The 24239-nt window shown below is 68.2% G+C and carries 22 protein-coding genes and 1 pseudogene; 2 read left to right on the forward strand and 21 right to left on the reverse strand.

What is annotated here, in order from left to right; genetic code table 11:
* Positions 1-119: 119 nt before the first annotated feature.
* The 6 genes from ACLJK8_RS09980 to rpiA form a co-directional block, all read right to left on the reverse strand.
* Positions 120-1625, reverse strand: coding sequence for a Do family serine endopeptidase (locus ACLJK8_RS09980; protein WP_413150139.1), 1506 nt, complete (start codon positions 1623-1625; stop codon positions 120-122).
* A gap of 299 nt (positions 1626-1924) precedes the next feature.
* The gene (locus ACLJK8_RS09985; protein ID WP_413150072.1) at positions 1925-2125 is read right to left on the reverse strand and encodes a DUF2065 family protein; all 201 of its coding nucleotides are present in this window, start codon (positions 2123-2125) and stop codon (positions 1925-1927) included.
* 5 nt (positions 2126-2130) lie between these two features.
* Positions 2131-3117, reverse strand: a complete 987-nt coding sequence (hflC, locus tag ACLJK8_RS09990; RefSeq protein WP_413150073.1) for a protease modulator HflC — start codon at positions 3115-3117, stop codon at positions 2131-2133.
* On the reverse strand, positions 3114-4295 hold the full coding sequence (hflK, locus tag ACLJK8_RS09995) for an FtsH protease activity modulator HflK (protein WP_413150075.1): 1182 nt from the start codon (positions 4293-4295) through the stop codon (positions 3114-3116). The genes hflC and hflK overlap by 4 nt, the downstream gene beginning before the upstream one ends.
* An 87-nt stretch (positions 4296-4382) precedes the next feature.
* The gene (gene gor / locus ACLJK8_RS10000) at positions 4383-5783 is read right to left on the reverse strand and encodes a glutathione-disulfide reductase (RefSeq protein ID WP_413150076.1); all 1401 of its coding nucleotides are present in this window, start codon (positions 5781-5783) and stop codon (positions 4383-4385) included.
* Positions 5780-6544 (reverse strand): ribose-5-phosphate isomerase RpiA, encoded by a 765-nt coding sequence (gene rpiA / locus ACLJK8_RS10005; protein WP_413150077.1) that lies wholly within the window; start codon positions 6542-6544, stop codon positions 5780-5782. The genes gor and rpiA overlap by 4 nt, the downstream gene beginning before the upstream one ends.
* A 320-nt stretch (positions 6545-6864) precedes the next feature.
* Here rpiA and ACLJK8_RS10010 point away from each other — a divergent pair, with 320 nt between their 5' ends.
* Positions 6865-7503 (forward strand): TetR/AcrR family transcriptional regulator, encoded by a 639-nt coding sequence (locus ACLJK8_RS10010; protein ID WP_413150078.1) that lies wholly within the window; start codon positions 6865-6867, stop codon positions 7501-7503.
* A 17-nt stretch (positions 7504-7520) separates the two neighbouring features.
* On the opposite strand, the gene ACLJK8_RS10015 is transcribed toward ACLJK8_RS10010, so the two are convergent.
* The 10 genes and pseudogenes from ACLJK8_RS10015 to ACLJK8_RS10060 form a co-directional block, all read right to left on the reverse strand.
* The gene (locus ACLJK8_RS10015) at positions 7521-8192 is read right to left on the reverse strand and encodes a thiamine pyrophosphokinase (protein ID WP_413150140.1); all 672 of its coding nucleotides are present in this window, start codon (positions 8190-8192) and stop codon (positions 7521-7523) included.
* Entirely contained in the window at positions 8183-8644 is a 462-nt protein-coding gene (locus tag ACLJK8_RS10020; protein ID WP_413150079.1) for a CreA family protein, read from the reverse strand. Before ACLJK8_RS10020 ends, ACLJK8_RS10015 begins: the two co-directional genes overlap by 10 nt.
* 139 nt (positions 8645-8783) lie before the next feature.
* Positions 8784-9521, reverse strand: coding sequence for a sulfotransferase family 2 domain-containing protein (locus ACLJK8_RS10025; protein ID WP_413150080.1), 738 nt, complete (start codon positions 9519-9521; stop codon positions 8784-8786).
* A 74-nt stretch (positions 9522-9595) separates the two neighbouring features.
* A complete protein-coding gene (locus ACLJK8_RS10030; RefSeq protein WP_413150081.1) occupies positions 9596-10774 on the reverse strand; it encodes a polysaccharide pyruvyl transferase family protein in 1179 nt (392 codons plus the stop codon).
* Between the two features lie 157 nt (positions 10775-10931).
* Positions 10932-11153: pseudogene (locus ACLJK8_RS10035) on the reverse strand (DUF2842 domain-containing protein); the annotation flags it as partial.
* On the reverse strand, positions 11150-12442 hold the full coding sequence (locus ACLJK8_RS10040; protein ID WP_413150082.1) for an adenylosuccinate synthase: 1293 nt from the start codon (positions 12440-12442) through the stop codon (positions 11150-11152). The pseudogene ACLJK8_RS10035 and the gene ACLJK8_RS10040, both read right to left, overlap by 4 nt.
* Positions 12443-12812: 370 nt before the next feature.
* A complete protein-coding gene (serA, locus tag ACLJK8_RS10045; protein ID WP_413150083.1) occupies positions 12813-14405 on the reverse strand; it encodes a phosphoglycerate dehydrogenase in 1593 nt (530 codons plus the stop codon).
* 86 nt (positions 14406-14491) lie between these two features.
* On the reverse strand, positions 14492-15682 hold the full coding sequence (locus ACLJK8_RS10050; RefSeq protein ID WP_413150084.1) for a phosphoserine transaminase: 1191 nt from the start codon (positions 15680-15682) through the stop codon (positions 14492-14494).
* A gap of 169 nt (positions 15683-15851) precedes the next feature.
* Positions 15852-16601, reverse strand: a complete 750-nt coding sequence (locus ACLJK8_RS10055) for a class I SAM-dependent methyltransferase (RefSeq protein WP_413150085.1) — start codon at positions 16599-16601, stop codon at positions 15852-15854.
* Between the two features lie 141 nt (positions 16602-16742).
* A complete protein-coding gene (locus ACLJK8_RS10060) occupies positions 16743-18536 on the reverse strand; it encodes an extracellular solute-binding protein (protein ID WP_413150086.1) in 1794 nt (597 codons plus the stop codon).
* A gap of 485 nt (positions 18537-19021) precedes the next feature.
* On the opposite strand from ACLJK8_RS10060, the gene ACLJK8_RS10065 reads away from it, so the two are divergent.
* Positions 19022-20077 carry a patatin-like phospholipase family protein gene (locus tag ACLJK8_RS10065; protein ID WP_413150087.1) on the forward strand — a complete coding sequence of 352 codons (1056 nt, stop codon included), beginning with the start codon at positions 19022-19024 and terminating at the stop codon, positions 20075-20077.
* 33 nt (positions 20078-20110) lie between these two features.
* On the opposite strand, the gene ACLJK8_RS10070 is transcribed toward ACLJK8_RS10065, so the two are convergent.
* Genes ACLJK8_RS10070 through ACLJK8_RS10090 form a run of 5 tightly spaced genes read right to left on the reverse strand, consistent with a single transcriptional unit; the run spans position 20111 to position 24105 of the window.
* Positions 20111-20659: an RSP_2648 family PIN domain-containing protein gene (locus ACLJK8_RS10070; protein WP_413150088.1), complete on the reverse strand. Its 549-nt coding sequence runs from the start codon at positions 20657-20659 to the stop codon at positions 20111-20113.
* Positions 20656-21864, reverse strand: a complete 1209-nt coding sequence (locus ACLJK8_RS10075) for an RSP_2647 family RNA methyltransferase (protein ID WP_413150089.1) — start codon at positions 21862-21864, stop codon at positions 20656-20658. Before ACLJK8_RS10075 ends, ACLJK8_RS10070 begins: the two co-directional genes overlap by 4 nt.
* A gap of 58 nt (positions 21865-21922) precedes the next feature.
* Positions 21923-22612, reverse strand: a complete 690-nt coding sequence (locus ACLJK8_RS10080) for an ABC transporter permease (protein WP_413150091.1) — start codon at positions 22610-22612, stop codon at positions 21923-21925.
* Positions 22602-23291 (reverse strand): ABC transporter permease, encoded by a 690-nt coding sequence (locus ACLJK8_RS10085; RefSeq protein WP_413150092.1) that lies wholly within the window; start codon positions 23289-23291, stop codon positions 22602-22604. The genes ACLJK8_RS10080 and ACLJK8_RS10085 overlap by 11 nt, the downstream gene beginning before the upstream one ends.
* Positions 23292-23343: 52 nt before the next feature.
* The gene (locus ACLJK8_RS10090; RefSeq protein WP_413150093.1) at positions 23344-24105 is read right to left on the reverse strand and encodes a transporter substrate-binding domain-containing protein; all 762 of its coding nucleotides are present in this window, start codon (positions 24103-24105) and stop codon (positions 23344-23346) included.
* Positions 24106-24239 lie beyond the last annotated feature (134 nt).

Below are 24239 nucleotides of genomic sequence, written 5' to 3' on the forward strand. Positions count from 1 at the left end.
CGCCCCCCGAAAGCCGCCTCCCGGAATGAAGGTGGGCCCGTCCGCGTCTCCGCGGGCGGGCCCTTCTCGGTTGGGTTTCGATCTCCAAGGCCTGAGGAAGGTCAGGACCGACGCATCCGTCAGTTGCTGAGGCTCAGGGCAATGAAGCGCGGACCGCTCTCGTGGTTCACGAGGAGCAGAATGGAGTTGCGGCCGGCACTCTCGGCGGCGTCGATCTCGTCGCGGAGATCCTTGACGCTGCCGATGTCGTCCTGGCCGGCCTTGGTGAGAACATCGCCTTCGCGAATGCCCTTCGAGAAGGCATCCGAGGAATCCTCGATCCCGATCACGACCAGCCCGGTCTCCGAACCGTCGAGTCCGTAGCGCTGACGCAGCTCGTCGTTGAGGGGCGCCACGGTCATGCCGAGTACCTGTCCTTCGTTCATCGGCGCCTCGCCGCGCGGGCTGTCGCCACTTCGCGCGGCCGCGAGCGTCGGTTCGTCCTCGAGCTTGCCGATGGACACGGTGAGCGTCTCCTCGCCACCGTCCCGATAGACGACGACAGGGACATCGGTGCCGGCCGCGGTGTCGGCGACGACGCGGACCAGTTCGCGCGTGTCGTCGATCTCCTCGCCGCCGAAGCTGAGGATCACGTCGCCCGGCCGCATCCCGGCCTCCCGCGCCGGACCCTCGGGCACTTCGGTGACGAGCGCGCCGCGCGATTCGCCGAGACCGAGCGCGTTCGCGGCCTCGGGATCGACGTTCTGGATCCGGACGCCGAGCCAGCCGCGGCGGGTCTCGCCATAGTTCCTGAGCTGGTCCACCACCTGGCTCACCACCGCCGAGGACATCGCGAAGCCGATGCCGATCGAGCCGCCATTCGGCGACAGGATCGCCGTGTTGACGCCGATGACCTCGCCCTGCGTGTTGAAGAGCGGACCGCCCGAATTGCCGCGGTTGATCGCGGCGTCGGTCTGGATGAAGTCGTCGTAGGAACCCTGCAGCGTGCGGTTGCGCGCCGAGACGATACCGGCGGAAACCGAGAAGCCCTGGCCGAGCGGATTGCCGATCGCCACCACCCAGTCACCGACGCGCATCCGGTCGCTGTCGCCGAAGCTGACGAAGGGCAGCGGGTCCGGGCTCTCGATCTTGAGGAGCGCCACATCGGTGCGGGCATCGGTTCCGACGACCTCCGCCTCGTGCGAGGTGCCGTCGATAAACTCGACCCGGATCTCGTCGGCGCCGTCGATCACGTGGTTGTTCGTGACGATGTAGCCGTCCTCGGAAATGATGAAGCCGGAGCCGAGCGCGGTCGAGCGCTCCGGGCCACGGGGCGAAGGCATGCCCGGGCCGTTGCGCTCCATGAAATCGCGGAAGAACTCCTCGAAGGGCGAGCCTTCGGGCAGGATCGGTCGCGGCCCCCGGTCGACCTGGGGCACGCGGGTCGTCGTCGTGATATCCACCACCGCGGGGCTGAGCTTCTCGGCGAGATCGGCGAAGCTTCCGGGCATCGTGCCTGCCGCGGGCGCCTGCGCGAAGGCGGGCATCGCCCCGGTCGTGCTCAGCGTCAGCATCACGGCCAGTCCGATCGAGGCGAGGGCCTTACCCGGGCCGCCCGCGGCGAACCGCCGACGGGTCGAAGGCATGCTGGCCTGGGTATCGTGCGGGCTGTTCAACTTTCTACCTCCTCGATCTCTCGCGCCGCGCCCCAACGTCGAGATCGCCGTTTCGAGCTTCCGGACCGCTGTCGCGGGGCACTGCTTCGGGCGTCAGTAGAAGTCATTGGGGTCCGACCGCAAGTCACGCCTTTGTGCCGTCACGCGGCTGTTACGGTGCTGGCGGTGGAATATTGCGACTTCGTTTACACGGCGGCCCGGCCGTCGCGCTCCAGATGGCGCTTCGTCTCACCGGCACCCAGGGTGGCGTTTCGCCTCACGGGGACCCGTCAGCCATGCGCCAGCCACATCAGCACGACGCCGAGTGCCACCACCGCCAGACCGAGCTCGCGGCGGCGCGCGGCGTCGAGGCGCGACAGGAGTTCCAGCACCGCGCCGAGATGGCGCGGTGCGAGGGCGAGGACCAGCCCCTCGAGCACGGCGGTGACGCCGAGCCCCCAGAGAATGAGTTCCAGCGGCGATCCGAGCATTGCCCTCAGTTACCCGACGAAGCCGTCGCCGCCTCGGCCGGCGCGTCGCCTGCGTTCGATTCCGCGTCCGGCGGCGCGGCGGCGGGATCGGCTTCCTCCTCCGGCGGCAGCGTCGAGCGCAGCGGCGCGACGCGGGGCGAGTCGAGATAGTTGAAGAACTCGCCGTCCGGTCCGAGGACCACGGTGGTGTTCTCACCCTTCAGCGCGTTGCGATAGGCATCCATCGACCGCATGAAGGCGAAGAACTCCTGGTCCGCCGAATAGGCCTCGGCGAGGATGCGGTTGCGTTCGGCATCGGCCTCGCCTCGGACGATATTCGCATCGCGATCCGCCTCGGAGACGATCTCGAGCGCCGTGCGGTCGGCCTGGGCGCGGGTACGCTGCGCCGCCTCCTGGCCTCGCGCGCGCTCGTCGGTCGCCTCGCGCACGCGCTCGGCCTGCATGCGCTCGAAGGTCGCCTGAAGGTTCTCCTCCGGCAGGTCGGCGCGCTTCAGCCGCACGTCGATCACATCGACGCCGAGCGCCACCGCCTCGGCGCGGGCCTCGTCGCGGATACGGTTCATGAGGCCCACGCGGTCGGCCGAGAGCACCGTCTCGGACCGGACCGAACCGAGCGCCTCACGGACATTCGCGGTCAGGATCGCCTGCAGCCGCTGCGTCGCCGCCGTCATGCCGCCCGCGCCCACCGCGCGCCGGAACTGCTGCACATCGGCGATGCGCCAGCGGGCGAAGGCGTCGACGATCAGCCGGCGCTCGTCGAGCGGCGTCACTTCGAGCCGGTCGGTCTCGAGCCCCTGGATGCGCGAGTCGTAGTAGGCCACGTTCTGGATGAACGGGATCTTGACCGCGAGCCCGGGCTCGTTCTTGACGGCCTTCACCTGACCGAACTGCAGCACCATCGCCCGTTCCCGCTCGTCCACGGTGAAGAAGGTGTTCATGGCGATGAAGACAAGCGCGAGAACGATCGCGATCAGGAAGGGAACGCGCATCATTGCTGGGTCTCCCGCGGCTGCGGCTGGCGGAGTTCATTGAGCGGCAGATAGGGAACGAGACCGTTGCCCGCCTGTTCGGTATCCATCAGGAACATCTGCACGTCGCCGAGAACCTGCTCCATGGTTTCGAGATAGAGCCGTTCGCGCGTCACCTCGGGCGCCTTCACGTATTGCGCCTGAACGGCGGTGAAGCGGCTCGCCTCACCGGTCGCGGCGTTCACCACCTGCGCGCGGTAGCCCTCGGCCTCCTGCAGCGTCTGCGCCGACTGGCCACGCGCGCCGGCCAGCGCCCGGTTCGCATAGGCATCCGCCTGGTTCTGCAGCGTCGAGCGCTCCTGCCGCGCCGCCTGCACGTCGCGGAAGGCGTCGATCACCTCGGCCGGCGGATCGGCGCGGTCGAAGTTCAGCCGGATGATGTTCACGCCGGAGCCGTATTCGTCGAGCGTGCCCTGGATGATCTCGCGGACCTCCTGCGCGATGATGCCGCGGTCGCGGTTGAGGATCGGCGACAGTTCGGAACGCGAGATCACCTCGCGCATCGCCGATTCCGACACCGCCTGGATGGTCGAAGCCGGGTTCGACAGGTTGAAGAGATATTGCGCCGGGTCGCGAACGTTCCAGACGACGCCGAAGGAGATGTCGACGATGTTCTCGTCCCCCGTCAGCATCAGCCCGTCGCGCGCGCCGCGGCCGGCGTTGCCGCCGATGTCCTCGGTGTTCTCGCGCGTCACCTGGATGATCTCGTGGGTCACGATCGGCCACGGTGCGAAGTTGAGGCCGGGATCGCCGATGCAGTCGCCCCGGCACTGGCCGAAGGTCAGTTCGACCGACTGTTCCTCGGGCCGGACCTGGTAGAAGGACATGAAGAGCCAGAGAATCACCGCGAGGCCAGCGCCGACCATGAGGAGCGAGCCGGTGCTCTGGCCCCCACCGCCTCCGCCGCCTCCGCCGGAGCCGCGCTGCCCGCGGCCGCCCATCAGGATGCGCAGCTGCTCCTGCCCCTTGCGCACGATCTCGTCGATGTCGGGCACCTGTCCCGGGCCGCCGCGATTTCCGCCTTTGTCGCCCCGGTTGTCGTTGCCGCCGCCGGAATCCCAGGGGCCACGTCCGCCGCCCTTGCCATCGCCGTCCTTGCCGCCACCGCCGCCCCAGGGACCGCCGTTGTTGCTATAGGGCATCCCGCCTCCTCTCATTCCCGTGCGCTCGCTGACAGCTGTTCGCTGCCGGCGACGAATTCAAGTGTGTCCCGTGTTCCGCCCCGGCACTCACGCGGCCGGGGTCCTCTCGGGGGCCATCGCCGGGCTCGCCACCGGGGCCCCCACCGGGGTCCTCATCGTCACGAGTTCCTCGGCGGCCGTCGGATGAACCGCGATCGTGCGGTCGAAATCCTCCTTGGTGGCGCCCATCCGGATCGCCACCGCCGCGAGCTGGATCATCTCGCCCGCGCCGTGGCCGACGATATGACAGCCGAGAACCTTCCGGCCCTCGCCGACCACGAGCTTCATCAGCATCCTCTCGTCCCGGCCGGCGAGAATGTTCAGCATCGGCCGGAACGTCGCGCGATAGATCTCCACCGGGGCCCGCGCGCGGGCCTCCGCCTCGGTCAGCCCCACGGTGCCGACCTCGGGCTGGGTGAAGACCGCCGTCGGGATCAGCACGTGTTCGGGCTTCACGGCGAGGCCGCCGAAAACCGTCTCGGCGAAGGCCTGACCCTCGCGGATCGCGATCGGCGTCAGTTCCGCCCGCCCCGTCACGTCGCCCGCGGCGTAGATCGAGGGCACGGCCGTCTGCGACCATTCGTCGACGACGACATGCCCCTTCTTGCTCACCCCGACCCCGAGGCTTTCGAGGCCGAGCCCCGCGGTGGTCGGACGCCGGCCGGTGGCGCAGAGCACGAGGTCGGTCTCGATCTCGCCGCCCCGGTCGAGCGTAACCGCGATCGCACCGTTTCCGGGCCGGGCGAGCGCGGCGAGATCGGTTCCGGTCCAGATATCGATGCCTCGGGCGCGCATCGCCTCCTCAACGTGAAGCCGCACATCGTCGTCGAAGCCGCGCAGGATGCGCTCGCCGCGGTAAAGCTGGGTCACTTCGACGCCGAGTCCGTTCAGGATACCCGCGAATTCGCAGGCGACATAGCCGCCGCCGACCACGATCGCGCGACGGGGCAGCGCCTCGAGCTCGAACATGTCGTTCGAGGTCACCGCGAGTTCCGCGCCTGGGATGTCGGGCACGAAGGGCGCCCCGCCGACGGCGATCAGGATATGCGCCGCCGAGATCTCGCGCCCGCTCGCGAGACGCACGCGATGCGGATCGACGACCGTCGCGCGCTCCCGGAAGACCTGGGCCTCGGCGCGGGAGAGCACGCCCTGGTAGATGCCTTCGAGCCGCGCGATCTCGCGATCCTTCGCCGCCTTGAAGCGCGGCCAGTCGAACCGGGCCGGGCCGAGGTCCCAGCCGTAACCCGCCGCGTCCTCGATCATCTCCGAGAAGCCGCTCGCATAGACCATGAGCTTCTTCGGGACGCAGCCCCGGATCACGCAGGTCCCGCCGAAACGGTATTCCTCCGCGACCGCGACCCGCGCGCCATGCTCCGCCGCGACGCGGGAAGCCCTGACGCCGGCGGACCCCGCGCCGATCACGAAGAGATCGACGTCGAAATCGCTCATGCGTCCTCGTCCCGCATCAGGTCGATCTCGCGCGGGTCGGGCGCGGCGTCGATGCGGCGCAGGATCTCGGCGGTGCCGTCGGCGCGGCCGAGCGCCACGCAATCGGCCATGTCGATGAAGAGCCCGTGCTCGATGACGCCGGTGACGCCGTCGAGCCGGCGTGCAAGTTCGGCCGCGTCCGGAATCGAGCCGAGCGCGAGATCGAGCACATGGTTGCCCTCGTCGGTCAGCACCGGCTCGCCATCCCGCTCGCGCCGCGTGATCGCCGCGCGGCCGAGGTCGAGGTCTTCGAGCACCCGCGCGATCGCGGCCCGTGTCGCAAGGCTCCCGAAGGCCGCGACTTCGACCGGGAGCGGGAAGGCGCCGAGCCGCGAGACCCGCTTGGTCTCGTCGGCGATCACCACGAAGCGTTTCGCCGCCTTCGCGACGATCTTCTCGCGAAAATGCGCGCCCCCGCCGCCCTTGATGAGACCGAGCCGCGGGTCGAATTCATCCGTTCCGTCGATCGCGAGATCGAGCGGCCCCGCTTCGTCCAGCGTCGAGAGCGCGAGCCCAACCTCGCGCGCGAGCGCCGCCGTCGCCTCCGAGGTTGGCACGCAGGTGACCTTGATACCGGTTTCCGAGACCTTCTCGGCGAGCAGGCGCACGAGCCAGCTCGCCGTCGATCCCGAGCCGATCCCGAGCTTCATCCCGTCCGAGACGCTTTCGAGGGCGAGGACGGCGGCGGCGCGTTTCGCGGCGTCGGCGGCGGAAAGGGACATGGGAAAACTCCGGGCGCGGCGATTGGAATGGTCGGGAGTTATAGGAGCAAAGTCGGGCGACCGAAAGGCGATATGCCACCCGAACCTTCGAGACGCGGGCATTTTCGCGGACATGCCGCACGCGACCTGATCGCTCCGGAGTCCGCCACCGACATGCCCGCCAGCCGAGGTCCGGCGCGCGGCCCGGCACGACTCCGCTTCCGACAGCGAAGGCGCCGCCCGGTTGGACTTCGCCGATGGCCGCTGCTAAGTTCGCCGCCGCTGAACCGCCAGCAGTTTTCGCGAGCCTCCATGGTGCGGGGATGGAACAAGAGCCGACGATGGACAGCGACTCCGGTGGCACGATGAGCCGCGCGGAGCGCGGTGAGCTGAAATGCGCGCAGGTGCTCGCGGGCGCGCGCCGGGTCTTTCTCAGCGACGGATACGAAGGCGCGAGCGTCGATGAGATCGCGCGCGAGGCGGGCATCTCGAAGGCCACGCTCTACCGGCACTTTCCCGACAAGGCGGCGCTCTTCAGCGCGGTTCTGGCCGAGGAATGCCGGACGCAGGCGGGACTGCACCCGGAACTCTGCTACCACGACCGGCCGATCGCGGATTTCCTGCTCGACCTCGCACGCGACGTGCTGAACTTCAGCCTCGGCGAGTTCGGCCAGAGCATCTACCGGATCGCGGTCGCCGAGACGGTGCGCTTCCCCGATATCGGCAAGACCTTCTATGACACCGGCAGCGAGTTGAACCGGGTCCGTCTCGCCCCGGCGCTCGAACTCGCGGTCGAGCGGGGCGAACTCGTGGCGCTGGACCCCGATTACGCCGCCCATGTCTTCTACGGGATCTGCAAGGCGGACCTCTTCATCCGCGGCCTGCTCCGGATCGGCGACCCTCCGGCCCCGGAGGAGATCGAAGCCCATGCGCGGCGTTCGGTCGAGACTTTCCTGCGCGCCTTCGGCAAGCACGACTGAGCCGGACCGGGGAGCGGTCAGGCCATCCGGCGGGCGACTTCGCCGAGATAGCGCGCCGGCAGGATCAGAAGGACCGGACCTCCGGTGAACCGCGCCTCCAGCATGCCGCCGAGCGCGGCGTTAGATGTCCCGATCCGCCCGGCCGGCGCGAGATCGAGATCCGTCACCGGCCAGCGGAGCCCCGCGGAATGCGTGCCCCGTGCCGGCCCCATCGGAAAGAGCGACACCCGGTCTCCCGCCTCCGCGGTGAGGCTTATCCCCGCCTCCGGAACGCGCAGGCAGATGTCGCGCTCGCCGATCAGGATCAGGGGCTCGCCGGGATGTTTCGCCAGCGCGTTCAGCGCCGCGAGTTCATGATCGACCTGGCCGCCGAGAAACCCCACCCCGAGATAGAGCGGCGCCTCGACCGAATAGAGGCATTTCTCCAGATCGGTGCTCTCCTGCTCGTCGATCCGGTGGACGGGTACGCCGCGCGCTTCGATCGCCCGCCGGTCCGCGAGCGAATCGATGTCGCCGATCACCGCGCGAAGCTCATGGCCCGCGGGCAGCGCCAGATCCGCGCCGCCATCCGCCGCGTAGACCTCGGGTGCGAGGCCGAGCGCGGCGGCGAGCGCGGCGGCGGGGGCCGGCCCGCCGCCGATCAGCGTGACCGGACCCTCGGCGCGATAGAGGACCCGGCTCAGTTCCAGTCCCTGATGACGACCGCAGAGACGCTGTTCTTCGGCGAGCCGTCGATCAGCTTGTCGGAATAGGTGAGATAGACCAGCGCGTTCCGGCTCTCGTCGCGGAAGCGGACCACCTGTATCCGCTTGAACAGGATCGAGGCGCGCTGGCTGAAGACCTCCTCGCCGTCGCGCAACTCCTCGCGGAACCGGACCGGGCCGGTCTGCTGGCAATTGATCGAGGCATCCGACGTATCCTCGGCGATGCCGAGCGAGCCCCGGATGCCGCCGGTGCGGGCGCGGCTGATGAAGCAGCTCACCCCCTCCACCTTGGGGTCGTCGAATGCCTCCACGACGATCTTGTGGTTCGCGCCGAGGATCTTGATCGCCGTCGTCACCTCGCCGATCTCCTCGGCCCGGGCGAGCCCGGCGGCGCCCACGATCATACCCAAGCCCAGAATCCAGGCGCTGCGCGACATCGCCGACCTCCCAGTTGATACCCGCGAGCGAAGAGATAGCGCGGCCACGCGGCGGGGAAAAGACGGCGCGGGGTCACGCCGGCGCAGCGCCCCCCGGGTCAGGCCCGGCACGCGCCGACGGCGGCCGGGCCGCGGATGGTCAGGCCGCGGCCTGGGAGGAACGCGGCTCGTAGCCGAAAAGCTCGATCTCCCTGGCGCAGAGCCCCCGGATGATCGCCTCCTCCTCGGGTCCGATCACGCTCTCGGGGCTTTCCGTCTTCGGCCGGAAACTGCCCTTGGCGTTGATGCGCGCCATGTCGTCGTGCAGATTGTGGTCGAGGCCGATACGCTCGCTCACGCGTGCGAGATCCTGCTCCCGATGCTCGTAGCGCACCACGTCATCGACCAGCAGCCTGTCGCCGGCGGTATAGGTCAGCCAGTTCTCGTTCACATAATCCGCGCGGTAGCGCATGAAGGAATTGATGTCAGTCACCCCCCAGACCGTCCGGAACTGCGGCCGCGCCTTCATGGTCCAGTGATACCGGCTCACCATCCGGTCGAACGGATTCCGCACGATGGTGAACTTGAAATACTCGTTCCAGACCTTCTCGCCGAGCCTCCGCCGCGCATCGACGGCGCGCATGTGCTCGGTGTAAGCGGCCGGGCGCTCGCGCCGGATGAAACGCGCGTAGTAATGCCCCGGGCGATAGTCGGAGAGCGGCAGATGGTGGTTGCGCGCGCCGCCGCCGGATGATGCGACCCGCTCGGCCTCGTCCCCGGCGATCGGGGTCAGGATGTCCTCGGCGCCGCAGTATTTCGACAGGGCGATCTCCAGGGAAGTGCCCGCGGTCTTGTGCGTTTTCAGAAAGATGAACTTCCGCGAATGCGATACAATCATACCAATGCCCCCTCGCTTCGGCACGACTATGCCGGGGAACCCCGTGCGACCGGTAGAAGAAAGTCAACCTTCCGTTAACTTTCCGTTTTCGCGTGGCCGAGGCGCACCCCCTTCAGGAAATCGACGGCGATCTCGCGTTCCTCCGCGAGCACCTCGGCGACCCGGGCGGCGGGAAAGCCGCCCGCGACGGCGCGTCGCGCCGCGAGCGCCAGCCCCTCGGGACTGGTCCGCGACTTGTCGAGCGCGAAATAGAAGTCCTCAAGGCCGAATCGCGCCGCGATCTCCGCGTTCTTGGTGGGATAGCCCATCGTCGGCTTGCGCGCGTCGAGCAGGATCAGCGGGGTCAGATTCCGGAGCGCGAAAAGACATGCATGCATCCGGTCGGAAACCACCAGATCGAAACAGCCAAAGGCCGCCGCCCATTCGAGCGGCGAAAGATCGGCCTCGGACAGATCGAGCTCGACCCCCGGCGTCGCGAAGGACAGAGCCACGGTCTGGAACCCCTGCTCGGCCAGCTGCGGCACCAGACCCGCGACCTTCGGATTGCGTCCCGCGAGGATCGCGACGCGGGGACGCTCGAAATCGACGCCGAGCCGCTCGAGCAGGGGCCGGACCTCGTCCCGCGCGAAGGGAAGCAGGTCATAGCCGAGCACCGGATCGGGCACGCGCAGGCTCCGCGCCACCGCGTCGGGCGCGATGGCCTTGATGAAGGCGCGCGTCCGCTCGTCACGGTAGCCGATCGCCGACATGCCCCTCAGCCGCCGTGCGATCTGCCACCTGCGGAAGAACGGAATCCCGCGCCAGTCGGTCTTCGTGCCCACCGTCGCGGCATAGGCGAAGCGGTGGCCGACGCTCGCATCCGGCCAGTAGGCGTTCGGAAAGGCGGGCACATGCGGATCGTCCTGCGCCCGTATCAGACCCCTGAGCCGCGGGCGATAGGCGATCTTCCAGACTTCCTCGCTCCCGACCAGCACCGCGTCGTAGCGTTCGCGCGCGTAGGCCCAGGCCGCGCGTGGATCGTCGATGAAGCGGGACGAACTGAGCGGCAGCACCGATTCGCGGAACGCCGCGATCGCACGCTTGCGCGCGTTGCTCGGCGGTCCGAACCGGGGTTCGTCCTGTACGCGGTGCCTGTGGTCGACGATCTCCGCCGCCTGCCCCGTCACCTCCTGGACCAGAAGCGCGAGCGCCAGCGCCTGCAGGACCGAGCCCTCGCTGTAGCCTGTATGGATCGTGAAGATTCCGATGGTCATGCGGCTCCCCGCGCGTTGCGTCGTCTCGACGCTCCCGCGCCGTCCCCGCGGGGCATCCCGCGAGGATGTCGGAATGGCGCTACCCGCGCCGGTCGATGCCCGTGGCATCGGAGGCGGCGTCGGCTGGCGCGTCGGCCCGCGCGCCCGGCTCGGCGCCCGGCTCCGCCTCGGGATCGGGTCGTCCGATCCCGGTGAAGATCATCCTGAACGGCAGCGCCCAGACGATCCCGAGCGCCACATAGATCACGAATTCGACCAGGATGCCCGGCCGGTCGAAGAGCGCGATGACGCTGACCGCCGCGACGATGTAGAGCGGCAGACCCACGAGGAGGATCACCAGTGCCCAGCGCCGGCGCGCGCGGTAGCTCAGCCCGCTCATCCGGCGAAGGGGTCGGTGACGAGGATCGTGTCGTCCCGCTCGGGACTGGTCGAAAGCAGTGCGACGGGGCAGCGGATCAGCTCCTCGATCCGGCGGACGTATTTGATCGCCTGCGCCGGGAGATCCGCCCAGGAGCGCGCGCCCGCCGTGGTCTCGGACCAGCCCTCCATCTCCTCGAAGATCGGCGTCACCCGGGACTGCTGCGCCGCCGCCATCGGCAGATGGTCGATGCGCTTGCCGTCGAGTTCATAGGCGACGCAGATTTTCAAGGTCTCGAACCCGTCGAGCACGTCGAGCTTGGTGAGCGCGATGCCCTTCACCCCGCTCGTCACGCAGGTCTGGCGCACCAGCACCGAATCGAACCAGCCGCAGCGCCGCTTGCGCCCGGTGACGGTGCCGAATTCATGCCCGCGCTCGCCCAGCCGCTGGCCATCGGCGTCGTTGAGCTCGGCCGGGAACGGCCCCTCGCCGACGCGGGTCGTATAGGCCTTGACGATGCCAAGCACGAAATCGACCGCGCCCGGCCCCATGCCAGTTCCCGCCGCCGCCGCGCCCGCCACCGTGTTCGACGAGGTGACATAGGGATAAGTCCCGAAATCGATGTCGAGCAGCGAGCCCTGTGCCCCTTCGAAGAGAATGCGTTTGCCCCGGCGGCGCATCGTGTCGAGCACGCGCCAGACCGGCGAGGCATAGGCGAGCACCTTCGGCGCGACATCGAGCAGTTGCGCGCGCAACGCGTCGCGATCCACCGGCTCGGCGCCGAGCCCGGCGCGGAGCGCGTCGTGATGCGCGAGCAGCCGGTCGAGCCGCATGTCGAGCGTCGCCTCGTCGCCGAGATCCGCGACCCGGATCGCACGGCGCCCGACCTTGTCCTCATAAGCGGGGCCGATGCCGCGCCCCGTTGTGCCGATCTTCGCCGCCCCCGCCGCTTCCTCGCGGATCCGGTCGAGATCCTGGTGCAGCGGCAGGATGAGCGGCGTGTTCTCGGCGATCAAGAGCGACTTGCCGGTGATCTCCACCCCCTGCCCGGTCAGCTTCTCGACTTCCGCGAGCAGCGCCCAGGGGTCGAGCACGACCCCGTTGCCGATGACCGAGAGCTTGCCCGGCCGCACGATACCGGAGGGCAGCAGCGAGAGCTTGAAGACCTTGCCGTCGATGACGAGCGTATGGCCCGCGTTATGGCCGCCCTGGAACCGGGCGATCACATCGGCCCGCTCGCTGAGCCAGTCGACGATCTTGCCCTTGCCCTCGTCGCCCCACTGGGCGCCGACTACCGCGACATTGGCCATGCACGAGATCCTTTCTCCGAACGGAAGCCGCGGGCGTTATACCGACGGGACACGCGGCCCGGAACCGCTAAATCACCTTCGGCGAACCAAGGATGAAACGCGGAGTAATCCCCGATCGGCATCTGGCGGTTCCGGGCGCCGCTGTTTCGCGGCCAGGGTCGCACCGACCTGCGAGCTGGGCGCGGTGCTGGTCGCGGTCTTCGGCGTGAACCTCCCCGGCGGGCGGCCGGTGCCGGCGAGCCGGGGCGGCACCGGCTTGGATGGCTCTCGGCGCGTCCCTCATCGGCCGGCGACGGGGAAGGCGCGAGGCTTGCGGATTCCAGCCTCGCGCCAGCGTTTTCGCGCGCACCGTCACGGGCGCGCCCGCCGGTCAGAATGCCAGCGCCTTGGCGTGACGGATCTGCGGCAGCGAGGCGATCTCGGTGAGCGCCTCCTCGGCGATCCCCTCGTCGACGCCGATCAGCGCCAGCGCCTCGCCGCTCTTCTCGGCCCGGCCGAGCGCGAAGGTCGCGATATTGACCCCGAGCGCACCGAGCTTGGTCCCGAGCGCGCCGATATAGCCCGGCTCGTCGGTGTTGGTGGTGTAGAGCATGTGGCGCATCGGCTCGGCCTCGAGGTTGATCCCCTTGATCTGGATGAACCTCGGCTTGCCGTCGGAATAGATCGTGCCGGCGACCGAGCGCGTCATCGTCTCGGTGGTCACGATGAGCCGGATGTAGGAGCCGAAGGCGCCCTGCGAATCCTTGCGGCTCTCGGTGACGTGGATGCCGCGCTCGCGCGCCACGAAGGGCGCGGAGACCATGTTGACGCCGCCCTCGCCCACCAGCGGCCGCAGGAGCCCGGCCGAGAGCGCCGCGGTCAGGGGCTTGAGGTTCAGATCGCCGACCTCGCCCACGTATTCGATCTCGATCTCCTCGATCGGGTCCTCGGTCACCTGCCCCGCGAAGCTCCCGAGCGTCTCGGCGAGCGTGACCCAGGGCTTCAGCACCGGCGCTTCCTCGGCGGTGACCGAGGGCGCGTTCAGCGCGTTCGAGACCGCGCCGTTCATCAGATAGTCCGACATCTGCTCGGCCACCTGAAGCGCGACATTCTCCTGCGCCTCGCTGGTCGAGGCGCCGAGATGCGGCGTGCAGACCACGTTCGGCGCGTCGAAGAGCGGGTTCTCCACCGCCGGCTCGACCGAGAAGACGTCGAAGGCCGCGCCCGCCAGATGGCCCGATTTCAGCGCCTCCGCGACCGCCGCCTCGTCGACGAGGCCGCCGCGGGCGCAGTTGATGAGCCGCGCGCCCTTCTTCATCTTCCCGACCCGCTCGGCGGAGATGATGTTCGCGGTCTTGTCGGTCTTCGGCACATGCAGCGTCACGAAATCGGCGCGGGCGAGCAGGTCCTCGACATCCTCGATCCGCTCGATCCCGAGCGACTGGGCGCGCTCCGCCGACAGGAACGGATCATAGGCGATGACCTTCATCCGGAGCCCGATCGCGCGCGCGGCGACGACCGAGCCGATGTTGCCGGCGCCGATGAGCCCGAGCGTCTTGCCGGTGATCTCGACGCCCATGAACTTCGACTTCTCCCACTTGCCGGCGCGGGTCGAGGCGTCGGCGGCGGGGATCTGGCGGGCGACGGCGAACATCATCGCGATCGCGTGCTCGGCGGTGGTTATCGAATTGCCGAAGGGCGTGTTCATCACCACGATCCCCTTGGCCGAGGCCGCCGGGATATCGACATTGTCGACGCCGATGCCGGCGCGGCCGATGACCTTCAGGTTCGTCGCCTTCGCGATCAGATCGGCGGTCACCTTGGTCGCGGAGCGGATCGCGAGACCGTCGTAGTTCCCGATGATCTCGGCGAGTTTCTCCGGGTCCTTGCCGAGCTTCGGCTGGAAGTCGACCTCGACGCCGGCGTCCTTGAAGATCTGAACGGCGGCATCCGAAAGAGCGTCTGAAATAAGTACCTTGGGCATGGTTTTTAATCCTGCCTGTGAGCCTCGCGGCCCATGCTGCATGTGTGAGGATGGGCGGAGATCCCCCTGGAGATCCCCGGAAATGTTCAGAGCTTCGCGCGTAGCTCGGCGAAGGCCCAGTCGAGCCAGGGCGTCAGCGCCTCGATGTCGGAGGTATCGACCGTGGTGCCGCACCAGATCCGGAGACCCGCCGGCGCGTCGCGGTATCCACCGATGTCGTAGGCCGCTTCCTCGGTTTCGAGAAGCTTCGTGAGCTTCTTCACGAAATCCCGCTGGCCCGCGTCATCGAGCGCGGCGACCACCGGATCGGTGATCCTGAGACAGACGGAGGTGTTCGACCGCGCCGCCGGCTCGGCGACGAGATTCTCCACCCAGCCGGTCCGGTCGACCCAGGCCTGGAGCGCGGCGGCGTTCGCGTCCGCGCGCGCCCGCGTCGCATCGAGACCGCCGAGCCCTTCCATCCAGCCGAGCGCGTCGACGCAATCGGCGACGCAGAGCATCGAGGGCGTGTTGATCGTCTCGCCCTTGAAGATGCCCTCGATCAGCTTGCCGCCCTTGGTCATGCGGAAAATCTTCGGCAACGGCCGATCCGGCGTGAAGCTCACCAGCCGCTCGACCGCGCGGGGGCTCAGGATCAGGATGCCATGCGCGCCCTCGCCGCCCATCGCCTTCTGCCAGGAGAAGGTGACGACATCGAGCCTGGTCCAGTCGAGATCCTGCGCGAAGGCGGCGGAGGTCGCGTCGCAGAAAGTCAGCCCCTCGCGGTCGGCCGCGATCCAGTCCGCGTTCGGGACGCGCGCGCCCGAGGTGGTGCCGTTCCAGGTGAAACAGATGTCCGCGTCCTTCCGGACCTGCGCGAGATCGGGCAGTTCGCCGTAGCCGGCGGTGATCACGCGGCAATCGTCGAGCCTCAGCTGCTTGGTCGCATCCGTCGCCCAGCCCTGACCGAAGCTTTCCCAGACCAGCATGTCCACCGGCCGCGCGCCAAGCATCGACCACATCGCCATCTCGAAGGCGCCGGTGTCGGAGGCGGGAACGATGCCGACCCTGTAATCGGCGGGCACGCCGAGCAGGGCGGCGGTGCGGTCGATCGCATCCTTGAGCTGCGCCTTCGGACCCGCGGCGCGGTGCGAGCGGCCGAGGAAGGCGAGTTTCGCGACGCCCTCGGCGGTCCAGCCCGGACGTTTCGGACAGGGGCCGGAGGAGAACTCCGGACGCGCGGGTTTGGTGGCAGGTTTCTGGGGGGCGACGAGAGTCGCCTCGGACGTATGGCTCATCAGGCCAGCTCCGTCGGTCAGGGTGATATTCCTGAGCCCGCCCCGCTCACCCTGGTCCGGGGACGCGCCCGCCGACGCGGATACGCGAATTCCGACGATCTGCCAAGATGGAATCACGGGATGGAATCACCGGATGAATCACGGGGCCAATCCGACGCGCGTTCCGCGTTCAGGAGCGCCCCGCCGCCGAGTCGTGGTCGATCTCGTAGATCGACTGCACGCCCACGAACCCGTCCCCGTGGTCTCTGAGCCGCACGACCTCGGCCAGCCGGAGCGGCTCCGGAAAGGCGAGCGCGCCCTTGAGGATGGCAACGCGGTGCCGCCCATGCTTCTCGACCGTCATTCCGCTCGACCGCCCGAGAAACTCGACCGGATCGACCGCGACGCCCCTATCCCGGATCTCTATCAGATCCTTGCCGAAGGCTTCGTTTTGACGCGGATTCGACATGAACTGGATCCGCCCGACGCCGCCCGGCCTGAGGACCCTGCTGACCTCCCGAAGCGCGTTCAGCTTGTCGGTGATGAAAAGCCAGCTGGCCTGGGACACGACGAGATCGAACTTGCGGTCCTTGAACGGCAGCCTGACGGCCGCGTCCGCGAACCGGATGGTGATGCCCTCGGCGCATTCCACCGGAATTCCGGCCTTCCGGGCGTTGAGGACCAGCATGTCCGGCGTGCCGTCCACCGGTCGCCGGTTGACACCGTACAATGCCACCCGGTCACCATGCTTCTGGGCGATCTCGAGCAGAACCGAGCCGAATCCGCATCCGATCTCGAGGATCGACGCGCGCTTCTTCCTGGAAAGGATGCGCTCGATCTTCCGGTCGACCGCGCCGACCCGCTTCTCGAGCGCGTCGAGCCCCCGCCCCCTGTAGGAAAACCGCTCGTCGTAGACCTTCAGCGCCCGTTCGTGATTCAACGCGCTCTCTCCGTTATCCGCCCCGATCGGTCGCGGAAGCTAGCACCCGCCCCGAGAGAGCGCCAGTCATCGATACACGTTCCAGCTGACGCCCCCTCCTCGTCGGGATAACGGGAAATCCGCGAAGCCAGGCGCCGGATATCAGTCCCGCCACCAGACCTCGGGCAACCAGCCGATCCAGTCGCCGTAGACCGGCAGGCGTTCGGGATAATGAAGCGCCGCGTCGTGGGCGACGAAGCTTCTGTCCGCGAACCAGAAGGGGATCACGTAGCGCCCGGTGGTGAGCACGCGATCGAGCGCCTGGACGGCGGCGGTGAATTCGCCGGGATCGCGGGTCGCGAGCATCGCCGCGATCATCGCCTCCGCCGCCGGGCTGTCGATCCCCGGGTAGTTGCGCGTCCCCGGCGTCGTCACCCCGGCGCGGCCCCAATAGAGCATCTGCTCGTTGCCGGGGCTGAGCGTCATGTTCCAGGTATTGACGATCATGTCGTAGTCGTAGTCGTTCTTGCGCTCGTTGTACTGCGCCTGGTCGATGAGCGTGATCCGCGCGTCGATGCCAAGCTGGCGCAGCGAATCGCGGAAGAGCCCGGCGGCGACTTCGCTCTGCGCGCCGGACAGCAGGATCTCGAATCGGAACGGCGCCCCCTCGGCGTTCACGAGCACCCCGTCCCGCACGGTCCAGCCGGCGGCTTTCAGTTCCGACGCCGCCACCCGCATGTTGCGCCGGTTCCGCGCCGAGCCATCGGAGATCGGCAGCGCATAGGCGTCGAGCGCGTCCGGCGCGAGATCCGCCGCGAAGGGCGCCAGCAGATCCCGCGTCCTGCCTTCCGCCGGCCCCTGCCCCATGCCAAGCTCCGAATTGGCGAAATAGCTCGTGCGCCGCGGCATCGGCCCGCCGTTCACCGTCTGGCTGATGAATTCGTAGTTGAAGGCGTGGAGCAGCGCGTCCCGCACCCGCCGATCGGCAAAAATCGGCCGACGGGTGTTGAAGACGAATCCCTCCATGCCGGAGGGCCGTCCATGCGGGATCTCGGATTTGATGATCTCGCCCGCGCTCACCGCCGCGAAATTGTACTCCGCGCGCCAGCGGGCGGGGTTGAGCTCGCGATAGACCGAAACCTCCCCGGCGGCGAAGGCCTGGAACAGCACGCCGCCATCGACGTAGTAGTCGATCCTGATCCTGTCAAAATTGTTGAGACCCCGGTTGTAAGGCAAGTCGGCGCCCCAATAATCCGGGTTCCGCTCGAGAGTGATGAAGCGCCCCGGCTCGAAAGCTCCGATCTCGTAGGGCCCCGATCCGACCGGCACACGCAGGCTCGACTGGGCGAAATCCAGCCCTTCCCAGTCAGCCTTGCTCAGGATCGGCCGCAAGCCGATCAGCAGGGGCAGCTCGGCGTCGGGCGTGTTGAAGACGAAGCGGATGCCGCGCGCGCCGACCTTCTCGATCCGTTCCACCTTCGCCCACGAATTCGAGTACCTTGGCAGGCCCTCCTCGGCCAGCGTCTCCATTGACCAGATCACGTCCTCCGGTGTAATCGGGCTGCCATCGGAGAAACGCGCGTTCGCGCGAAGTGTGAACTCCACGGAAGAGCGATCTTCCGGTACGTCGATTGATTCGGCGATCAGGCCGTAAAGCGCGAAGGGTTCATCCCAGTTTCGCGCCATAAGTGTCTCGAACACATGCGCCTGAAGCGCATAGGGGGCCCGACCCTTCAAAATGTACGGATTTAGCGAGTCAAAGCCTCCGACCTCCCCGAAAACGATCGTGCCCCCCTTCGGCGCCCCTGGGTTGGCATAGGGGAGGCTCACAAAATCCGGTGGGAGGGCAGGCTCGCCATACATAGATATGCCGTGGCGGGGGGCTGCGAGCCCAGCCAGGGGCAGGAGCGCCAGCGCGAGGACAGCCAGTCGCGCCATCCGGTGCTTGCGTGTCATTTCGGTCACATTCCGTCGATAGTGGGGTCCGGCATGACCTTATTGCATGGCTCACGAGGCTGGCACGAAGATTTTTGGCTTGGCGGTAGGTGTTTGATTTTGTATAAGGGTTTCACTGCTCGATAGGTTTCTTGCCTGTATGAAACCTGCCTCAACGACTTAACGCCCTCCTTCGGAGGGCGTTTTTTTTCGCCCCCACCGCCGCTTTCGCGCAATCTTGCCAAAGTACGCGAAGTTACACAACCTCCGCGTGCATATCCGTGAATGGTCGTGCTAAAGAACCGTGTTAACTCGGCAATCGGCGGCTGCGAACGGGCACCGCCGCCAGTACAGGAAAAACGACTCACCCCTCGCGCGAAGACTGGCGCGCCGGTTAAGTTTATCACCCGTCGCTCGTCTCGGCGCGATCCCGGAATAGAATGGGCCTCGTCCTCGCCGGATTCGGCGAAACCACATGAACTCTTCGCGCGAATGGAGAACAGCACTTGACCCGACGAACAGTGAACCTCGCCCTGCAGGGCGGCGGCGCGCATGGCGCCTTCACCTGGGGCGCACTCGACCGGATTCTCGAGGAAGAGGAGATCGAGATCGAGGGCGTGACGGCGACATCCGCCGGGGCGATGAACGCCGCCGCGCTGAAGCACGGCTGGGTCAAGGGCGGGCGCGAGGGCGCGCGGGAGACGATCGCCGATTTCTGGCTCTCGCTCACCGGCCTCGACGGGGCGGGGTCGGACGCGGTGATGGAATGGCTTCGGCTCTTCTCGCCGGCGCCCGCGATCACCGCCCGGGCGATGCAGTACAATCCCGCCGTGGTCGCGGGCAGCGCGCTGACCCGGGTCTTCTCCCCCTATCAGTTCAACCCGACGAACTACCATCCGCTCCGCGAGACGGTGGAGACGCTTCTCGACGAGCGCACGATGGATTCGAGCGAGGGGCCGAAGCTCTTCATCAATGCGACCAATGTCCGGAGCGGCAAGTCACGCATCTTCGAGGGCCGGGAAGTGACGACGGATGCGATCCTCGCCTCCGCCTGCCTGCCGACGCTCTATCAGGCGATCGAGATCGACGATCCGGGGACGGGCCGGCGGGAAGCCTACTGGGACGGCGGCTATGTCGGTAACCCGGCGCTCTACCCGCTCTTCTACCGGACACAGACGCCGGACATCATCATCGTCCACATCAACCCGCTCCACCGCGAGGAACTGCCGGTCACGGCCTCCGAGATCGAGAGCCGGATCAACGAGATCAGCTTCAACGCCTCGCTGCTCAGGGAGCTGCGCGCGATCCATTTCGTGAACCGGATGCTCGACGCCGGAACGATCGTCGAGGGCGCGATGAAGCGCAATCACGTCCATTCGATCCATGACGACGCGCTCATGAACCAGCTCGGCCTCATCTCGAAGATGACGCCGAACCGCGCCCTGCTCCTGCAATTGCGCGACGCCGGCTATGCCGCGACGGACCGCTTTCTCGAAGAGTTCCGCCCGAGCCTCGGCGAGAGATCGACGGTGGATCTCGGCGCGATCGTCGCCTCCGAGTGAGCGGCCTCCGGCGCCGCGCCCACCGGGGCGTTCTCAGCCGAGCCGCTTCGCGAGACGCGGCAGGCCGGCCCGGCGGAGCAGCGGGCGGAGCGCGACCGGATGGCCCGAGATCGCCTCCGTCCGGGCGCGCACAGTCTCGGCGACCGCTCCGACGCCGGTGTTCTCGGTGTCGAGCTCGCTCAGGAACCCGTCCGGGTCGCGCGGGATCACATGGTACCGCGCCAGGAGCCGGTTCGGGAAATCGGCGCGGTTCGACGTGAGCAGCGTCCCGGCCCCGCCCGCGACCGCCGCGGCGAGAACATGGGCGTCGTCGGGATCGGGCAGGATGATCGTCCGCGTCAGGTCCTCCGGCGCCTCGACCTCCGCCTTCGGCCAGTCGGCACGCAGGAGGGCGATCTCGGCCCGGGCGATCTCCTCCGCGCCCGGCCCGACCCGGCGGGTCGCGCGCGCCCATTCCTCGAGGATGCGCGCCGACCAGAGCGGGGTGAAGGCGCCGGTCGCGGCGGTTCCGATGACGATCTCGCGCAGGATCGTCGGGAAGAGCACATTCGCGTCGATGAGGACCCGGGGGCCGGCGCTCATCCGTCGAGGCGCAGGAACAGCGCCTTGAGATAGACGCTTTCTGCGAGATACGGATGCGCCGGGTGATCCGGCCCGGCCCCGCCCGTCGCCAGAAGCTGCGCCCCCCGCTCCGCCCGTCCGACACCGCGCAGACTCGCCTCGCGGAACCGCGCGAGATCGGCGGCGTGGCTGCAGGAGCAGAGCACGAGAAAGCCGCCGGGCTCGACCAGACCGGCGGCGAGCCGCGCCGCCCGCTCATAGGCGCGCAGCCCGGCCTCGAGCGCCTGCTTGTTCGGGGCGAAGGCGGGCGGGTCGCAGATGACGAGGCCGAAGCGCCGCCCCTCGTCGGCGAGCGCGGCCATCGTCTCGAACGCATCGCCCTTGCGCGCCTCGAAGGCGCCCGCGACCCCGGTCGCCTCCGCGCCGCGTCGCGCGAGGTCGAGCGCCGGGGCGGAACTGTCCACCGCCAGCGCGTGGTCCGCGCCGCCCGCCAGCGCCGCGAGAGCGAAGCCGCCGACATGCGAGAAGACATCGAGCACCGTTCGCCCGCGGCCGAGCCGCGCCGCGAAGGCGTGATTTGGCCGCTGGTCGTAGAAGAGCCCGGTCTTCTGCCCGCCGCGCAGGTCGGCGAGATAGGTCGCGCCGTTCATCCGCACCGGAACCGGCCCCTCGATGCCGCCCGAGAGCAGCTCGGAGGCCTCCGGGAGCCCCTCCAGCACCCTCGCGCGGCCAGAACCGTTCTTGATGACCGTCGCCACCCCGGTGACCGCCCTGAGCGCCGCCACGAGCTCCGGAAGACGCGCCTCGGCCCAGGCGGCGTTCGGCTGGACCACCGCCGCCGCGTCGAACCGGTCCACGATGACGCCGGGCATCCCGTCGGCCTCGGCATGGATGAGCCGGTAGAACGGCGCATCGAACAGCGTCTCGCGGAGCGCGAGCGCGCGGGAGAGGCGGTCGGCGAACCACTCCTCGCCGACCTGGGCCGCCGGATCGCGGTCGAGCATGCGCGCGGCGATCTTCGAATTGGCGTTGAAGGCCGCGGCGCCGAGCGGCCGACGTTCCGCGTCCTGAAGCTCCACGACCGTACCCGCCGGGATCGCCCGGGTCCGGCGGTCCATCACCAGCTGGTCGACATAGGCCCAGGGCGCGCCGAAGCGGATCGCCTGCGCGTTCGCATTGGGGCGCAGCCGGACGGCGGGCCGGGTTTCGGACTCGGTCTCTGTCATGGCGCCCTCCTAGCGTCTCGCGCGCCGGCGGAAAAGCCCCGCGGGCGGGATCGCAGCGTCAGCGCGAGACCGTGAGATGCCGCAGGTACCGGTTTTCGAGCCGGCGAAACAGCCAGACCAGCAGGAAGGTGATCGCCATGTAGAGCAGCGCCGCGGTCAGGATCCCCTCGTAGGCGAGGTAGAACCGCGCATTGAGCGTGCGCCCGGCGCCGAGGATGTCCTTCAGCGTAATGATGCTCGCGACCGCGGAGCCATGGAGCATGAAGACGACCTCGTTGCCATATTGCGGCAGGGCGCGGCGGAGCGCCGAGGGGATCAGCACCAGCCAGGTCGATTGCCGGGGCGAGAGCCCGAGCGCCGCCGCCGCCTCCAGCTCGCCCTTCGGCGTCGTCATCACCGCGCCGCGAATGATCTCCGTGGCATAGGCGCCGGAGTTCAGGGAAAAGGCGATGATCGCGCACCACCACGGATCGCGCAGGAAGGTCCAGGCCCAGCTCGACCGGACCCAGCCGAACTGCGCGAGACCGTAGTAGATCAGGAAGGTCTGCACGAGAAGCGGCGTGCCCCGGAAGAGATAGACATAGCCGCCGATCAGCGGGTCCCAGAACGGCGCGCGCCGCGCCCGGGCGAGGCCGGCGGGCAAGGCGATCGCGAAACCGATGAGAAGCGCGAGCACGGTCAACTGCGTCGTGACCCAGACGCCCTCGGCGAAGAGCGTCCAGTTCTCGAGGATGAGGTCAACGCGCATCGGCGTAGCCCCGCTCCGCCCGCCGCTCCAGCATGGCGAGAATCCGGGTCGAGGCCCAGGTGATGAAGAGATAGCCCGCGAGCACGGCGACGAAGAAGACGAAGGGCTCCCGCGTCGTCTTGCCCGCGTCGTTGGCGTAGCCGACGAGATCCTGCAGGCCGATGACCGAGACCACCGCCGTCGATTTCACCAGCACCTGCCAGGTATTGCCATAGCCCGGCAGCGCGGCGCGGATGATCTGCGGCATCAATACGTGCCTCAGCAGCCGCCAACGGTGCAGGCCGAGCGCCGAGGCGGCTTCGATCTGCCCGCGGGGCACCGCGAGAAAGGCGCCGCGGAAGGTCTCCGTGAGATAGGCGCCGTAGATGAACCCGATCGCGAGCACGCCGGCGAGGAAGGGCGAGAGATCGACCGGCTCGACACCGATCGCGCCGAGGATGGTGTTGATCAGCCGCTGCCCCCCGAAATAGACGAGGAGCAGCAGGACGAGATCCGGCACGCCGCGGATGATCGTCGAATAGAGAAACACCGCCCCGCGGGCGATCGGCGACGCGCTGAGCCGTCCCGCCGCTCCGAGCGCCCCCAGCACCGTCGCGAGCACGAGTGCCAGGACCGCCAGCGAGATCGTGACGAGCCAGCCGCGCGCGAGGAGAGGCAGGTAGGTGACGAGATGCTCCATCCGGCGCGCGCCCCGGTCGCCTCAGGCCCGGCCCGGATCAACCGCCATCGGATCAGCTGCCATAGATGTCGAAGTCGAAATACTTCCCGACGAGCTCGTCATAGGTACCGTTCGCGCGGATCGCCTCGATCGTCGCGGAGAGCTTGTCGCGAAGCTCGGTATCCTCCTTGCGCACACCGATGCCCATGCCCTCGCCGTGATATTGCGGCATCGAATAGGCCTCGCCGAAGAAGGCGTAATCCGCGCCTTCGGGACGCTTCAGGAAGCCGAGATCGAGCGGAACGGTGTCGGCCATCGCCGCGTCGACGCGGCCCGCCGTGAGATCGAGCGTCAGTTCGTCCTGCGTGCCGTAGAGCTGGAGGTCGGTGTCGGGAAACTCCCCCTCCATGAAGGCCTGATGGATCGTGCCGCGCTGAACGCCGACGATCTTGCCCGAGAGGCCTGCGGGGGTGAAGGTGAGGTCGTTTTCCTTGGCCGCGACGAAACGCGCCGGCGTGTTGTAGTATTTCTCGCTGAAATCGATCACCTGCTTGCGCTCCTCGGTGATCGACATCGAGGCGACGATCGCATCGCATTTCTTTTCCAGCAGCGCGGGGATGATGCCGTCCCAGTCGACTTTAACCATCTCGCAGCTCTCGCCCATCTCGGCGCAGAGCGCGTTGGCGATGTCGATGTCGAAGCCGACGATCGAGCCATCGGCGGCGGTCTCGGAAAACGGCGGATAGGCACCTTCGACACAGACGTTCAGGGCCATCGCGGGCGAGGCCGCGCCGATCAGAAGACTGGCCGCGGCGAAACGGACGATGCGATTCATGCTCTGGCTCTCCCTTGCCTTGGGTGCATCGTAACACCGTAAGGAACCCTCAGGGCACGTCAAGGGACGCGGTTCAGGGATCGTCGCGGGACCCGGACGGAGGCGGGCATGCCGTGGCCCCGCCCGCCCCGACC

Source organism: Amaricoccus sp. W119 (genome assembly GCF_047275745.1).
GTDB lineage: Bacteria > Pseudomonadota > Alphaproteobacteria > Rhodobacterales > Rhodobacteraceae > Amaricoccus.